The following is a 13,414-nucleotide window of genomic DNA, read 5'->3' as shown; positions in this document are numbered from 1 at the left end:
CTACCCCCGCCTCCAGAGGTACGGCGTGGTCGTCGTCACGGGGACGAGGCCGGCCCGCGCGAGGATGGGGCGGGAGTACTCGGTGCAGTCGGACTGGATGTAGCGCCGGCCCCGCGTGAGCGCCGCCCGGGCCCGGGCGGCCGTGACGGCGCGGTAGAGGCCGCGCCCGCGGTGCTCCGGCAGGCAGCCGCCGCCCCAGATGCCGGCGAAGTCGCTGTCGGCGACGGGGTCGAGGCGCCCGCAACACACGATCCGCCACCCGTCCGCGCCCGCGTCCTCGTGCTCGGCGACCCACATCTCGAAGTCGTCCGGGTCGGCGAGCATCCGGGCCAGCAGCTCGGCGACGTAGGCGGCGGTGTCCTCCGGGTTGTCGCCGAAGACGAGCCGGTCGGTCTCGCACGCGGCGAGCAGGTCCGCCTCCGTCGTGATGCGGCGCACGCGGTACCCGGGCGGCAGGGGCACGTCGACCGCCAGGGCGCTCGCCTCGCCGACCATGACCGTCTCGACCGGGTCGGGGACGAAGCCGTGGGCCACGAGGCGGGCGGGCAGGTCGGTGGGCCGGTCGTGGCCGCGGGTCTTCCATTCCAGCTTCGTCAGCCCGGGCAGGCCGCGGGCGTGGGCGAGAACGTCCTCGATGAGGCCGTCGACGCGGGCGCCGTCGCCGTCGTATCCGCGCAGGTCACGGTAGGTGACGAAGCCCCGGCCGGTGCCGTAGGTCGCGAAGACGACCGGCCCGAACCGGGTGACCGAATCGGCGTTGGGCACCTCGGCGAGGTCGCGGAGCTGGTCGTCGTAGGCGCGCAGCAGCGCGGCGGAGTCGGTCACGATCGCCCAGTGTGGGCGCGCCCGCCGTGGGCGGTCCACCGCATTTCGTGCGGGTCGGCGGCGACCCGGCCGTCGGCGATCGCGTGGCCCGGTGGACGTGCCTCACCGGCTACCGGGAACGATCGGCCTCCCCGGGCTCCCGCTCGTCGCTCTCGGCGTCCTCGCCCTTCTCCCGGGCGACGTCCCGGCGGAGGGCCTCGACGATCTCCTCGTCCTCGATGTTCGACTCCTGCGCGACCTCGCCCACCTCGGCCTCGCCCGTGTCGCGGCCCCGTCGTGCGAGGAGGTCACGGAGCTGCAGGCGGCGGCCGGCCTCGCGGGCGATCGTCGCGCGCCGCCGCACCCACGCGACGACGAGGGCCACGGCCATGAACATGCCGATGTAGCCGATGGCGGGATAGACGGAGTTCATCAGCGCGTCGAACCCGACGAAACTCACGCCGTACCCCGCGAGACACGCAATCAGGAAGACGCGGCGGTAGCCGCCCGGGCGGTTTGCGGTGAGCCGTCGTCCGAGGGCGTAGAACATGCCGATGGCCGTGTTGTAGATCATCGCGAAGATGATGACGACCATGGCGTGCCCGAGCACGGGATGGATGCTCGCCATGAGCGCGAGCATGGGGATGTCGGCGCCGCCGACCTGCTCGACGTTGAGGTAGAGCGCGAGGGCCGACAGGAGCAGCAGCACGGTGTATAGCACGCCACCGGCGATGCCGCCGCGCCCGGCCTGGCGCAGGTTCGGGTAGTTGCCGCCGATGACCAGGCACATCGACACGCCGAGCAGCAGCGAGAGGCCCGCGTAGTTGAGGGCGGACAGCCACCACGGGCTCACCGGGGGGACCGTCTGCACCGCGGCCGCGTCCAGCGCCGACAGGTCGGGCGGGAGATGGAACATCGTGTAGGCGAAGGCGCCGACCACGGCGACGATCGCCAGCGGCGTCACCCCGGAGATGACGGCGGAGACCTTGTCGACGTCGAGCAGCCCCGTGGCCATGACGATGAGCGTCATGAGGCCGGCGCCCGCCCAGGCGGGAAACCCGTACTGCTGTTCCAACGTGGAGCCGGCGCCGGCGAACATGACGAACCCGATCGCGAACAGGGTGAGCGTCACCGACACGTCGAGGAAGCGTGAGACGACGGGGTGGGCCACGTGGCGGAACACCGTGAAGTGTTCCTGGGCCAGGAAGTAGCTGCCGAGCTGGATGATGACGGCGCCCGTGATCGCCATGAGCACGCCGGCGAGGACGACGCGCCGGCGGGGCGAGGAGGACCTTCCGACGTGCCCCGTTCGCGGAGCCGGTGTCCTCGACCTGCGTCGACCATAGACCCGGACCGATCGCCGGGCCGATCTCCCGCTCGAAGCCCGGCTCGATCCCCGCGCCGATCCCCGCCTCGCGGGGTACGGTCGGCGCGCGGCGGGTCCGAGCCCGCGATCCTCATTCCCGACAGGAGCTCGTCATGGCGCGTGCGGTCCCGTTCCTCACCTTCCAGACCCCGCGGGGGCAGAGCGCGGCGGAGGCGATGGCGTTCTACGTCGGCCTGTTCCCGGGCGGCGAGGTCGTCAGCGAGCGCCGCCGGCCGGAGGGTGGCCCCGGCGCCGGCAGCGTGGAGGTCGCCGAGTTCGTCCTCGCCGGACAGACGTTCCGGTGCAGCGACAGCTTCGTGGAGCACGAGTGGGACTTCACGCCCGCGATGTCCGTGTGGTTCGACTGCGACTCGACCGAGGACCTGCAGCGCCTCGTCACCGCGCTCGAGGAGGGCGGACGCGTGTTCATGCCCCTCGACGACTACGGCTTCGGGCCGTTCGGGTGGGTGCAGGACCGCTTCGGGGTCTCGTGGCAGCTCGCGGGACCGGCCGGACCGGCCTGAGCCGGTGACGCCCGGGCGCGACGACGGTGCCGGTGACGAGGGGCCGGAGCGGACCCCGGACGGCCGGTACATCGTCGTCGACGGGCGCCGCTGGCGCGCCTCCGATCCGGCGATCCCCGACGCCCTCCGGGCCGAACTCGTCGCCGAGCTCATGCGCGCCCGACGCTTCGTGCGCACCCGAGGTGATGAGGTGCGCCCGTTCGTCCACGACGCGAAGGTGGCCCTCGGGGAGCGCGGGCCGGAGTGGTGGGAGCCCACCGAGGCGGGCTGCCGCGACCGCCTGGCGGCGGCGATCCGGACCCTGCTGCGCCACCGCGAGTCGTCGACGATCTGCCCGAGCGACGCGGCCAGGATCGTCGGCGGCGAGGAGTGGCGCGACCTCATGCCGATCGCCCGCGAGGTCGCGGCGGACCTCGCGGGCGACGGCGTCGTTCGCGTCCTGAGCAAGGGCGAGGAGGTGGACCCCGCCGCGGCGCGCGGGCCGATCCGCCTGGCCGGGGGGCCGGCCCTCGAACGGTGAGGCGCTGCTCGGGGCCGGACCTGCTCGTGGTCGGGCTCAGGTGAGCGGGTTGACCTGGTCGATCCGCTTGCCGACGGCCTTGATCCCGGACGTGGCCCCGGAGACGAGCCCCTGGGTGAGGAGCGTCAGCCCGGCGCCGACGAGCCAGACGTCCTTGGCGACGCCGATGCCCTCGGGGCTGGGGCGGATGCCGTCGTCGAGCGTCATCGACGGGGTCTTGAGGTACATCCCGACCAGGCTCGCGCCGAAGCCGGTGAGCGCCGCTCCGGCGACGGTCGCGGGCACCATGGGCGCGAGCAGCGCGGTGCCCACGGCGATCTCGCTGTAGGCGAGCAGCTTCGCGAAGGACCGCGGCTGCATCTGCTCGAAGAGCGCGGGGTACGTCGACGCGGCGGCGCCGTGCAGGTACTGGGCCGTGCCCTCGTCGGCGCCGAGCTTGCCGATGCCAGAGTTGAGGATGTAAGCGCCGGTGGCGACGCGCAGGGGGGCGTGGGTCGGGTGCATGAGGTGTCCTCCGATGCCGGATGCGCTGGTAGTGGTTCCACGCTACCCAGGTCCGCCGCCGCATCGTCCATCGCCCGGCGGCCGGAGGCGACCGCGCCGGCCCGTCCCGGTCGCCCGGGGAACCGCGACACGGGTGAGCCCTGGGCCCGGACGTCGGCGGGCCCTGGACCAAAATGGGTCCATGCGACCAGCACAGCAGGCCATCGTCACCGAGTTCGGGGTGCGCCCCACGATCGACCCGGCGGAGGAGGTCGAACGCCGGGTGCAGTTCCTCGTCGACTACCTCGGGGCCACGGGGGCGGCCGGGTTCGTCCTCGGGCTCTCGGGCGGCCTCGACTCCACGCTGGCGGGGCGCCTCGCCCAGCTCGCCGTCGAGCGCATCCGCGACCAGGGCGGCTCGGCCGTCTTCGTCGCGGCCCGCCTCCCGTACAAGGTGCAGCACGACGAGGAGGACGCCGCGGCCGCGGTGGAGTTCGTCGCCGCGGACGAGAACATCACGTACAACGTCGCCCCCGGGGTCGACGGGTTCGAGACCGAGTACCGCAACGCCGTCGGCGGCGAGCTGACCGACTTCGCCAAGGGCAACACGAAGGCCCGCCTGCGGATGGTCGCGCAGTACGCCGTCGCGGGCGACCGCCGGCTGCTCGTCATCGGCACCGACCACGCCGCCGAGAGCGTCACCGGCTTCTTCACGAAGTTCGGCGACGGCGCCGCCGACGTCCTGCCCCTGTTCACCCTCGACAAGCGCCAGAACCGGCAGATCCTCGCGCACCTCGGTGCGCCCGAGCGGCTGTGGGCCAAGGTGCCGACCGCGGACCTGCTCGACGCGAACGCCGGCCGCGCCGACGAGGACGAGCTCGGCCTCACCTACGACCACATCGACGACTACCTCGAGGGGCGCGAGGTGCCCGACGACGTGGCCGAGAAGATCGAGACGGTGTGGTGGCGGACCCGGCACAAGCGCACGACGCCGGTGACCGTCGCCGACACGTGGTGGCGCGAGCAGCCCCCGGCGTAGCCGCGGCCCGCGTCAGTCGCGGGCGGCGCGCCAGCCGGCGGCCAGCGCCTGATCCTCGCTGCAGAACATCCGCTCGCCCTTGCCCTCGTCGATGCGGGTCTTGGCGTAGGACCGCCCGCCGGGCACGTGATAGATCTTCTCGCCGTCGCCGCTGATGTTGCCCTTGATGTCGCACCGCCCCGCGCTCGGCGACGGTGCGGTGGCCGAGGCCTGCTGGTCGGCGGATGCTTCGGTGGGCGCCGTGGCGCAGCCGCTGCTCCACACCCCGCGCCCGGCGGCGCGGGCCGACTCCTGCGCCCGGCGGTGCTCCGCCTGGCCGCGGTAGGCCGCGTCGTAGGTGTACTCCCGGCCGAACCCCTCGCCGATGAGCACCCGTGCGGCCGACCGGCCGTCGGCGAGGATCACGTGGCGCAGCAGGCGGCCGTACCGGTCCCGGTCGTCCTGGGTGGGGTCGGCGCTCAGGCGCACCGACCGGCTCTGCGCGAGCGACTGCATCCGGCTCGCGGCCTCTTGGGCGAAACACTCGTCGCCCGCGAGCTCGGGGGTGTCGATGCCGATGACGCGCACGCGCTCGGTGCGTCCGTCGACCCGCACCTTGATCGTGTCGCCGTCGACGACCCCGACCACCGGTACGAGGCCGCCCTCCGGCGCCTCCTCGGGGGTGTGGTCGGCCGTCGACGCCGCCGGGTCGGAGGCGCTGTCCGAGTCCTGCGCCGCCGCGCCCGTCACCACCACGTCGTCGGTGTCGACCGGATCCGGAACGGTGGTCGCGACGGGCGCCGCGGGGGTGACGCTCGGGGTCGGCGGGGCCTCCGGCTCGGCCGTGGGTGCCGACGCGGGTGTCGTCGGGGCGGTGTCGGCGGTGGGCGGGGGCGACCCCGAGCGTGCGGTCGCGAGCGCGGGCCACGCCCCGCCGGCGAACACGAGGCCGGCGGCGATGGCCGCGACCGCCCGGCCGCGGCGCGGGCGCCCCGTCGGGCCCGGCGTGCGCAGGCGCCGTACCCCCCAGCCGACGGCGACGATCGGCAACCACAGCGGCAGCAGGACGAGCGCGATCACCACCCCGATCGCGCCGCCGACGAGCTTTCCCACCGTTCCGCCTCCCTCGAACCTCCGGTGAGCACCCATCGGCAGCGCGACGCGCGGGCGGAGGCGAACGGCGCGAACAGGCCGCCGGAGGAGCGCGATTCCCGCCCCGGGCGACCGCCCGCGTGGCTAGGGTGCTCGGATCCGGCCGCGGCTCCGTCGGCCGACAAGGACGACGTCTTGGAGAGGTCCGATATGCGCACGGCACTGTTCGCGAGCACGTCCGTGGTCGCGCTCACCCTCGGGGTGCTGCCCGGCTCCCTTCCCGCGGCCGCCGAACGGGCGCCGGCCGCGACCCCCGCCTCGAGCTCGACGACGAACCCCACCCCGACCACCCCCGATGCCGCGGCGCCCGCGGCCCCTGGATCGGCCGAGTCGCCCTCGCACCGCCGCGCGCCGCGCGACATCGTCGACCTCTCGGCCGTCGCGCCGACGATTCTGCACGACATCCGCTACCGCACGTCGCACAACTTCGTCGGACGGCCCATCGACGGGTACGCGGAGCCGCGCTGCCTGCTGACCCGCGCGGCCGCGACGCGCCTCGCGCAGGTCCAACGCGACGTGCGGCGCCAGGGCTACACCCTCAAGGTCTACGACTGCTATCGCCCGCAGCGGGCGGTCGACCACTTCGTCCGCTGGGCGAAGCGACCGGGCGACGTGCGGATGAAGCGCGAGTTCTACCCCCGCGTCGACAAGAGCCGCCTGTTCGCCGACGGCTACATCGCCGAGAAGTCCGGGCACAGCCGCGCGAGCACGGTCGACCTCACCCTCGTCAAGCTCCCCGGCCACCGACAGCCGCGCTGGACGCCGCGCGCCGGGCTGCAGCCGTGCTACTGGCCGGCGCGGGCCCGGTTCCGGGACAACTCGATCGACATGGGCACCGGCTACGACTGCTTCGACACCCGCTCGCACACGGCCGACCCGCGCAGCACCCGCGCGCAGCGCGCGAACCGGGCCCTCCTCGTCGCGGCGATGCAGGGCCGCGGGTTCACCAACCTCGCCGAGGAGTGGTGGCACTACACCCTCGCGGCCGAACCCTACCCGAACACGTACTTCGACTTCCCCGTCGCGCGGAGGTCGCTGGGGCGGTGAAGCGTTCCGGTGAGCCGAGGTGGGGCGAGGCTGCGCGTCCCGGCGTTCCGCGAGCGCGATTACGTAATCTTCGCTCGTCTCGCGTCTGAGCTAGAGAAAGTGCGACACGGGTCGAGAGGGTGCGCGATCGCCCTCTCTGCCGTCCTATCGGACTCGGCCTAGAGAAAGGCAGACAGTCATCGACGGGTGACGGGGCTCATGCGGCGAGGCGCGTATCGAGAACGAGACTCATAAGCATGTGGAGTCACCGCATGACCCCTCGACTGCCGTCCCTCCGCTCGTCCGTGCCCGTCCTCGCCGGCGTCGGCGTCCTCCTCGCGGGGTGCGGTGCCCCGACCGCCCCCGGCTCCTCACCCACGGGCGCCTCGGCGCCGAGCTCGTCCGCCGCGCCGCGGGCCGGGAGCAACGTGCGGGAGGTCGCGTCCGTGTCACCCCGACTCGTCGTCTCCCACGACGGGGGACTCACCGCGCTCGACGCCGCCACCGGCAAAGTCGTTGCCGAGACGGCCCACCCGGGCTTCCTACGCCTGTCGAACGCCGGCGACGGGCGACACGTCATGGTGGCCGACGCCGGCGTCTTCCGGGTCTACGACGCCGGGATCCAGGCCGAGAAGCACGGCGACCACCACCACTACCGGGAGGCGACCCCCGGCCTCACCGACGTCACGTACGAGGCGCCGCACGCCGGCCACGTCGTCCCGCACGCCGGGCGGACCACGCTGTTCGCCGACGGGTCCGGGGACATCCAGGTCGTCGACTCCGACGAGATCGCGAGCCCCAGCGCCGCCGTGCGCCGGAGCAGGACCGACGCGCCGCACCACGGAGTGGCGTTCGAGCTGTCCGACGGCTCCATGGCCACGACGCAGGGCACGAAGGAGGGCAGCCGCACCGTCCAGGTGCGGAAGGGATCGAAGGTCGTCGCGCAGACGACCGACTGCATCGGCGTGCACGGCGAGGCCGCCGCCCGGCCGACCTCGACCGGTGACGTCGCCGTGTTCGGCTGCGAGGACGGCCCGGTCGTCTACCGCGACGGGGCGTTCCACAAGGTGCCGGTCGCCGACGCGTACGCGCGGACGGGCAACCTCGCCGGCTCCGAGCACTCGCCCGTCGTCCTCGGCGACTACAAGGTCGACGGGGCCGCCGCGAAGGCCGACCGGATCGAGCGGCCGACGCGGGTGTCGCTCATCGACACGCTCACGGGCCGGCTGGATCTCCTCGAGCTGGGGTCGTCCTACTGGTTCCGTTCTCTCGCGCGGGGGCCCCGCGGCGAGGCGCTCGTGCTCACCTACGACGGCAAGGTCAACGTCGTCGACCCCGCGTCGAGGAAGGTCACGGCACGCATCCCCGCCATCTCGGCCTGGCAGGAGAAGACGGACTGGCAGCAGCCCGGACCCGCGATCGAGGTGGCCGGCGGCTCGGCCTACGTGACCGACGCCGAGCAGAAGAAGGTCGCGGTCGTCGACCTCGCGACCAGGAAGGTCACGAAGACCTACGACCTGCCGCACACCCCGGTCGAGATCGCCGTCGTCACGGGTTCCCCCGAGTCCGTCGCCGAGGAGCACGCCGGGCACGGGCGCTGACGGGGGCGAGCAGGTCGGGGACGAGCGGAACGTCCTCGCCGGGCGAGGGGTCGTCGACCGGGCGCTGCCGCGCCCCTCGCCCGGATCGGCACCCCGATCGCGAACGGCCGAGGCCGAGGGGGCGCGGTCGGGTTCGCGGCGACGGGCTGCCCGGACCGTCGACCGCCCGGCGCCCCGGCGAGGATGGGCGAATGCCCCCGGACCTGCTCGGCCTCGCCGTCACGTGCGGCGCGCTCGTCGCCGCGACGATCGCGCAGCGGGTGGTCGGCATGGGGTTCGGGATCATCATGGCGCCGGTCGTCGCGATCGTGGCCGGGCCCCTCGCGGCGGTGCTCGTCGTCAACCTGTACGTCGTCGTCGCCTGCGGGCTCATGCTGCCGCGCGTGTGGCCGGACGTCGACTGGCGCCGGCTGCGGTGGCTCATCGGGCCGGCGGCCGCGGCGAGCGTGGCCGGCCTGTGGATCGCCCGCTCCGCCGACGTCGACGTGCTCCGGGTGGCGGTGGGCGTCGCGGCCCTGCTCGGCGTGGGGGTCTCGGTCGCGTTCGCCGGAGGAGAGCGCGTCATCGACGGCCCGGTGAGCCGGGTGGTCGCGGGGGCGACGATCGGGCTGATGAACGCGTCGGTGGCGCTCGGCGCGCCCCCGGTCGCCGTGTACAGCATCGTCAGCCGGTGGGAGCGCCGGTCGTTCGCCGCGACCATGCAGCCGTTCTGGGTCGCCCTCAGCCTCGTCACCCTGCTCGAGCGCCAGGTCCTCGCCCCCGGCGGGGCGCCGGACTGGCCGTGGTGGGGCTGGGGCGCGGCGGGCCTCGCCACCGTGGCGGGAGTCCTCGCCGCCGAACCCGTCGCCCGCCGCGTCAGCGCCCGCGCCGCCCGCCTCGGTGTCATCGGGCTGTCCCTCGCGAGCGGCCTCGCCGTGACCGCCGTGGGGGTGGCGGGGTTGACGGGGTGAGGGTATCGGCGACGGCGAACGTCGGCTTCTCGCGGGCCGGAGGCTTTCGGTCCCAACTTCCAATCTGGAAGCTACTGGAAGTTCGCTGGTACCAGCCAACTGCCAGATGATGCCAAGTGAGAAGTTGGTCCTCGTGACATGCGTGGTCCGATGCCCCCTCCCGGTCTCGACCACCTGGAGAACACGATCCCGGCCGCGCGCCGCGACGCGGCGCGGCACGCCGTCGGGGCGGGGGGCGCCACCCGTGCTTAGCTCCCGTGGGACACGTTCCGGTTCAAGACTCCTCCGGCGGGGATCAGCCACGACGAGTGGTGGTGGGTGGTCCGTTCCGCCCGTCGTGCGGCTGCACGGGAGACTCCTGGTCTGCTCGATCTGAGCGGGCGGCCGCTGAGCTTCAACCTGCCCGACCCCCTCCTGCGCGACCTCGAGCGGATCACCGCCGAGGCGAGCGGGAGCATCTCGATCAGCGAACAGGTCACGAACCCGGGCACCCGGGATCGCTACGTGGTCAGTTCGCTGATCGAGGAGTCGATTCGTTCGTCTCAACTCGAAGGCGCCGTGACGACGCGCCAGGTGGCCAAGGACATGATTCGGTCGGGGCGCCCCCCTCGAGACCGTAGCGAGCGCATGATTCTCAACAACTACCGCGCCATGACGCACATCGCGGACCTGCGCGAGGAGCGGCTCACCCCCGAGCTGGTGGCCGAACTTCATCGCATCGTCACCCAGGGCACCCTCGATCGGCCCGAGTCGGCCGGCCGCCTGCAGGCCGTCGACGCCGACCGCGTTCAGGTCTGGGCGGACTCCGGGGATCTCCTTCATCGGCCACCCCCGGTGGCCGAGCTCCCCGAGCGTCTCGAACGGCTGTGCGCCTTCGCCAACGCGGACGACGCTACGGGCTATGTGCCACCGGTGCTACGCGCCGTCGCGGTGCACTTCATGCTCGGCCACGACCACTACTTCGAGGACGGCAACGGCCGCACGGCGCGCGCGGCCTTCTACTGGTCGATGCTCAATCAGGGCTTCTGGCTGACGGAGTTCCTCTCCATCTCGGCCGTACTGAGGTTTTCTCACCAGCGGCCTCGAGTCATGGTGGCAATGACGAGGGCGGCGGCGACGATCGCGCCGATGCGGGCTGGGTCGAGGGTGATGTGGCGTAGGGCCCGGTACTTCTTCAGGATGGCGTTGGCGCGTTCGGCGGGGACGCGTAGCGCGCGTTGCAGCCGGTTGGTGGTGCGGTTACCGCGGTCGAGGTTGTGGCCCTTGATGGGGGTGTGGATGCCGATGCCGGCGCCGTGGTAGCCCTTGTCCGCCAGCGTGGGCAGGCCTTTCGCGGCGGCGGGATACAGCAGGGGGAAGGCGTGGGTGCGGGCAGTGGTGATGTCGTGGGTGGACCCTGGCTCGACCGGGCTGGTCCAGATCGGGAATCCGGTGTGGTCGGTGAGGACCTGGACGTTCCCGCCGTGCGCGTGGTGCTTGCCCGAGTACCAGATGTCGTACCCCTTCACAGCGCCGTTCCCGCTGGTCGAGCGGGCAAAGCACCGGTCGGTGCGGATGAGGGTGCCGTCCAGGCAGACGAACGGCGCGGCGGTGTCGAGCTGGTCGGCAAGGACGTCTTCCAAGGTGGGGGCGCGGTCGGCGACGACGTCGATGGCCTCGTGCAGGTACCGGTACGCCGTCGCTTGGGACAGGCCGTGGTCGGCGGCGAGGCGGTGAACAGGGGTGGCGTCGATCTGCCAGCGCAGGAACAACACGGCTTGCGTCCAGCACGTCGCGGCCCGCTGCCAGGGGCGCGCGTCGTGGACCGTGCGGTGATGCTGGAGCCACGCCGACACGCGGCGCACGACGACGAGGGAAACGGGCAGGGTGGCACGATAGGACAGCACGCGGGGCTCGGTTCGGGCGAGGGGACAGAGGTGAAACCGAGCCTGGTCACCGGGCCCCGCCTGCGCCTATCCGACACGCCGTCCCCGCAGGTCACAGCCCTGCCGCACCGTCGAACGCCAAGCCTGGTGAGAAATCCTCACTGAAGGGGGCGCCGGCCCGCTACGCGATGGCCTTCGTCCTCACCGAGCAGGACGAGGGGGATCTCACGCACTTCTTTCCTTCATCAGAGCGGGGTCATCCTTCGGGCCGTCGACCAACTGCGCAGCTACCTCGCGAACAAGGCGTCCGAGCTCCGTTCCGTGCGGGAGACCGCACGGAGAGCCGGAAACTTCAATCACCGGCAGCTCGACCTCATCGAACATGCGGTCAGAACTCCGGCCGCGCAATACACGGTCGAGTCCCACCGTCGCAGCCACGGCGTCGTCGTCGAGACCGCGCGGCAGGACCTCATCGGATTGGAGCAGTCCGGTCTCCTGTTGCGCAGCAGAGTCGCCCGCCGATTCGTCTGGTCGCCCGCGACGGACCTGGCCGATCGGCTCGGACGAGGGTGACGCGCGGCTCGTCCACGCACGCCGCACACCGGCGCCGACAACGTCGTCAACGGCTCGACCTTCGCCCACGCCCGTCTGCGCGCCGGCACGACGTACCGCCTCGTGCTGCACAACGACCCGGCGGCGATCAACATGACGTATTTCGCCGCGAACGCCCTGCACAAGGACGCCCGGTCGGGGCCGGTCAACGACGCCGACGTCGTGGCACTCAAGGCGCTCTACAAGCGGCCCTGACGACCGCTCCGGGGCAGCACCCGCCACGGTCACGCGCGGGCGTCGAGGGGTGGGTATCGGGCTCTTCCCAGTTGAGGGTGTAGTCGGCGGGGCGGTGGGCGAGGGAGCGGTCGGCGCGTCGGTGCCGGGATAGAGGTCGAGGCCTCCCGAGGATGGAAGTTCTCACGCTCACCATCCAGAAAGACCTCGACGTGCTTGACGCTACCTTTGCGGCCCCTGACCTGACGACGTTCTGCCGCCTCGACGAGCTCGGCCTTGTCGTCCTCGGCCAGCACCTTCAGCCGGACCGGGCGGTGCTCGCCTGCCGGGTTGTCGAGCCCGACAGGTGGTGCCGGGAGTGCGGTTGCGAGGGCCGGGCGCGGGACACCGTGTCCCGCCGGCTTGCGCACGAGCCGCTGGGCTGGCGCCCGACGACGCTGCTCATCACGATTCGCCGCTACAAGTGCACCGGCTGCGGACGCGTCTGGCGGCAGGACACCAGCCGCGCCGCCGAGCCGCGCGCGAAGCTGTCCCGGACCGCGCTGCGATGGGCACTGGTCGGGCTCGTCTGCCAGCACCTCACCGTCGCCCGCCTCGCCGAGGCCTTGGCGGTGTCCTGGACCACTGCCAACGACGCCGTCCTCGCCGAAGGCCAGCGCGTCCTGATCAAGGACCCCGACCGCTTCGACGGCGTCAAGGTCATCGGCGTCGCCTCGCCGGCGACGCCTTGGACCGCTGCCGGCGCCGCGTCCAGCAGGACCTGCACGGGCACCGCGGCCGCAAGGACGACCCTCTTTACCGCGCCCGCCGGACCCTGCACACCGGCCACGACCTCCTCACCGAGCGCCAACACCAGCGCCTGACGGCGCTGTTCGGAGTCGAGGACCACGCCCAGGTCGAGGCCACCTGGGGCATCTACCAACGCATGATCGGCGCCTACCGAGAGCCCGACCGCGCCAAGGGCCGGCAGCTCATGACGGCGCTGATCCAGTCGGTCAGCGACGGCGTCCCGGCCGCTCTCACCGAGCTCCGCACGCTGGGCCGGACCCTGAAGAAGCGGGCCGACGACGTGCTCGCCTACTTCGACCGACCCGGCACCAGCAACGGTCCGACGGAAGCAATGAACGGCCGCCTCGAGCACCTCCGCGGCTCCGCCCTCGGGTTCCGCAACCTCACCAACTACATCGCCCGATCACTCCTCGAAACCGGAGGCTTCAGACCCCAACTACACCCTCGTTTGCGATGAGCCAGATTCGGATAGTTGCCATCGAGTACGAGGCACATCGACACGCCCAGCATGAGAGACAGGTCGGCGTAGT

13 protein-coding genes and 2 pseudogenes are annotated in these 13,414 nt (G+C 72.5%); 10 read left to right on the top strand and 5 right to left on the bottom strand.

Annotated elements, in window-relative coordinates:
- Both ICW24_RS16900 and ICW24_RS16895 read right to left on the bottom strand, forming a co-directional pair.
- The gene (locus ICW24_RS16900) at nt 1–825 is read right to left on the bottom strand and encodes a GNAT family N-acetyltransferase (protein WP_226346899.1); all 825 of its coding nucleotides are present in this window, start codon (nt 823–825) and stop codon (nt 1–3) included.
- Between the two features lie 109 nt (nt 826–934).
- Nucleotides 935–2,053 (bottom strand): YkvI family membrane protein, encoded by a 1,119-nt coding sequence (locus ICW24_RS16895; protein ID WP_226346898.1) that lies wholly within the window; start codon nt 2,051–2,053, stop codon nt 935–937.
- A gap of 230 nt (nt 2,054–2,283) precedes the next feature.
- Here ICW24_RS16895 and ICW24_RS16890 point away from each other — a divergent pair, with 230 nt between their 5' ends.
- On the top strand, nt 2,284–2,694 hold the full coding sequence (locus tag ICW24_RS16890) for a VOC family protein (RefSeq protein ID WP_226346897.1): 411 nt from the start codon (nt 2,284–2,286) through the stop codon (nt 2,692–2,694).
- A gap of 4 nt (nt 2,695–2,698) precedes the next feature.
- Nucleotides 2,699–3,214 carry a DUF3253 domain-containing protein gene (locus ICW24_RS16885; protein ID WP_226346896.1) on the top strand — a complete coding sequence of 172 codons (516 nt, stop codon included), beginning with the start codon at nt 2,699–2,701 and terminating at the stop codon, nt 3,212–3,214.
- Nucleotides 3,215–3,250: 36 nt separating this feature from the next.
- Here ICW24_RS16885 and ICW24_RS16880 read toward each other — a convergent pair whose 3' ends face one another.
- Nucleotides 3,251–3,718 carry a hypothetical protein gene (locus ICW24_RS16880; protein ID WP_226346895.1) on the bottom strand — a complete coding sequence of 156 codons (468 nt, stop codon included), beginning with the start codon at nt 3,716–3,718 and terminating at the stop codon, nt 3,251–3,253.
- A gap of 181 nt (nt 3,719–3,899) precedes the next feature.
- On the opposite strand from ICW24_RS16880, the gene nadE reads away from it, so the two are divergent.
- Nucleotides 3,900–4,736, top strand: a complete 837-nt coding sequence (nadE, locus tag ICW24_RS16875; protein ID WP_226346894.1) for an NAD(+) synthase — start codon at nt 3,900–3,902, stop codon at nt 4,734–4,736.
- A 12-nt stretch (nt 4,737–4,748) separates the two neighbouring features.
- On the opposite strand, the gene ICW24_RS16870 is transcribed toward nadE, so the two are convergent.
- Nucleotides 4,749–5,828 carry a thermonuclease family protein gene (locus ICW24_RS16870; RefSeq protein WP_226346893.1) on the bottom strand — a complete coding sequence of 360 codons (1,080 nt, stop codon included), beginning with the start codon at nt 5,826–5,828 and terminating at the stop codon, nt 4,749–4,751.
- Nucleotides 5,829–6,002: 174 nt separating this feature from the next.
- Here ICW24_RS16870 and ICW24_RS16865 point away from each other — a divergent pair, with 174 nt between their 5' ends.
- From ICW24_RS16865 to ICW24_RS19970, 4 genes and pseudogenes are all read left to right on the top strand, one after another.
- Entirely contained in the window at nt 6,003–6,914 is a 912-nt protein-coding gene (locus ICW24_RS16865; protein WP_226346892.1) for a M15 family metallopeptidase, read from the top strand.
- Nucleotides 6,915–7,165: 251 nt separating this feature from the next.
- Nucleotides 7,166–8,494, top strand: coding sequence for a YncE family protein (locus ICW24_RS16860; RefSeq protein WP_226346891.1), 1,329 nt, complete (start codon nt 7,166–7,168; stop codon nt 8,492–8,494).
- A gap of 191 nt (nt 8,495–8,685) precedes the next feature.
- Nucleotides 8,686–9,444, top strand: a complete 759-nt coding sequence (locus ICW24_RS16855; RefSeq protein WP_226346890.1) for a TSUP family transporter — start codon at nt 8,686–8,688, stop codon at nt 9,442–9,444.
- Between the two features lie 585 nt (nt 9,445–10,029).
- Nucleotides 10,030–10,437, top strand: a pseudogene (locus ICW24_RS19970) (Fic family protein); the annotation flags it as partial.
- 77 nt (nt 10,438–10,514) lie between these two features.
- On the opposite strand, the gene ICW24_RS16845 reads toward ICW24_RS19970, so the two are convergent.
- A complete protein-coding gene (locus tag ICW24_RS16845) occupies nt 10,515–11,330 on the bottom strand; it encodes a transposase family protein (protein ID WP_226346889.1) in 816 nt (271 codons plus the stop codon).
- A 300-nt stretch (nt 11,331–11,630) separates the two neighbouring features.
- On the opposite strand from ICW24_RS16845, the gene ICW24_RS16840 reads away from it, so the two are divergent.
- From ICW24_RS16840 to ICW24_RS16835, 3 genes and pseudogenes are all read left to right on the top strand, one after another.
- A complete protein-coding gene (locus tag ICW24_RS16840) occupies nt 11,631–11,882 on the top strand; it encodes a Fic family protein (protein WP_226346888.1) in 252 nt (83 codons plus the stop codon).
- 102 nt (nt 11,883–11,984) lie between these two features.
- Nucleotides 11,985–12,116 (top strand): hypothetical protein, encoded by a 132-nt coding sequence (locus ICW24_RS19430; RefSeq protein WP_264176735.1) that lies wholly within the window; start codon nt 11,985–11,987, stop codon nt 12,114–12,116.
- Nucleotides 12,117–12,307: 191 nt separating this feature from the next.
- A pseudogene (locus ICW24_RS16835) lies at nt 12,308–13,341 on the top strand (transposase).
- Nucleotides 13,342–13,414 lie beyond the last annotated feature (73 nt).

Source organism: Agilicoccus flavus (assembly GCF_014857905.1).
GTDB classification, from domain to species: Bacteria; Actinomycetota; Actinomycetes; order Actinomycetales; family Dermatophilaceae; genus Agilicoccus; species Agilicoccus flavus.
Note: the sequence above shows the minus strand (reverse complement) of the source record. Positions and strands in the feature narration are given on the sequence as shown.

Coding starts and splice junctions, on each gene's coding strand:
- ICW24_RS16880 (WP_226346895.1), bottom strand. CDS start 3,718: ATGCACCCGACCCACGCCCCCCTGCGCGTCGCCACCGGCGCTTACATC.
- nadE (WP_226346894.1), top strand. CDS start 3,900: ATGCGACCAGCACAGCAGGCCATCGTCACCGAGTTCGGGGTGCGCCCC.
- ICW24_RS16895 (WP_226346898.1), bottom strand. CDS start 2,053: ATGGCGATCACGGGCGCCGTCATCATCCAGCTCGGCAGCTACTTCCTG.
- ICW24_RS16855 (WP_226346890.1), top strand. CDS start 8,686: ATGCCCCCGGACCTGCTCGGCCTCGCCGTCACGTGCGGCGCGCTCGTC.
- ICW24_RS16860 (WP_226346891.1), top strand. CDS start 7,166: ATGACCCCTCGACTGCCGTCCCTCCGCTCGTCCGTGCCCGTCCTCGCC.
- ICW24_RS16890 (WP_226346897.1), top strand. CDS start 2,284: ATGGCGCGTGCGGTCCCGTTCCTCACCTTCCAGACCCCGCGGGGGCAG.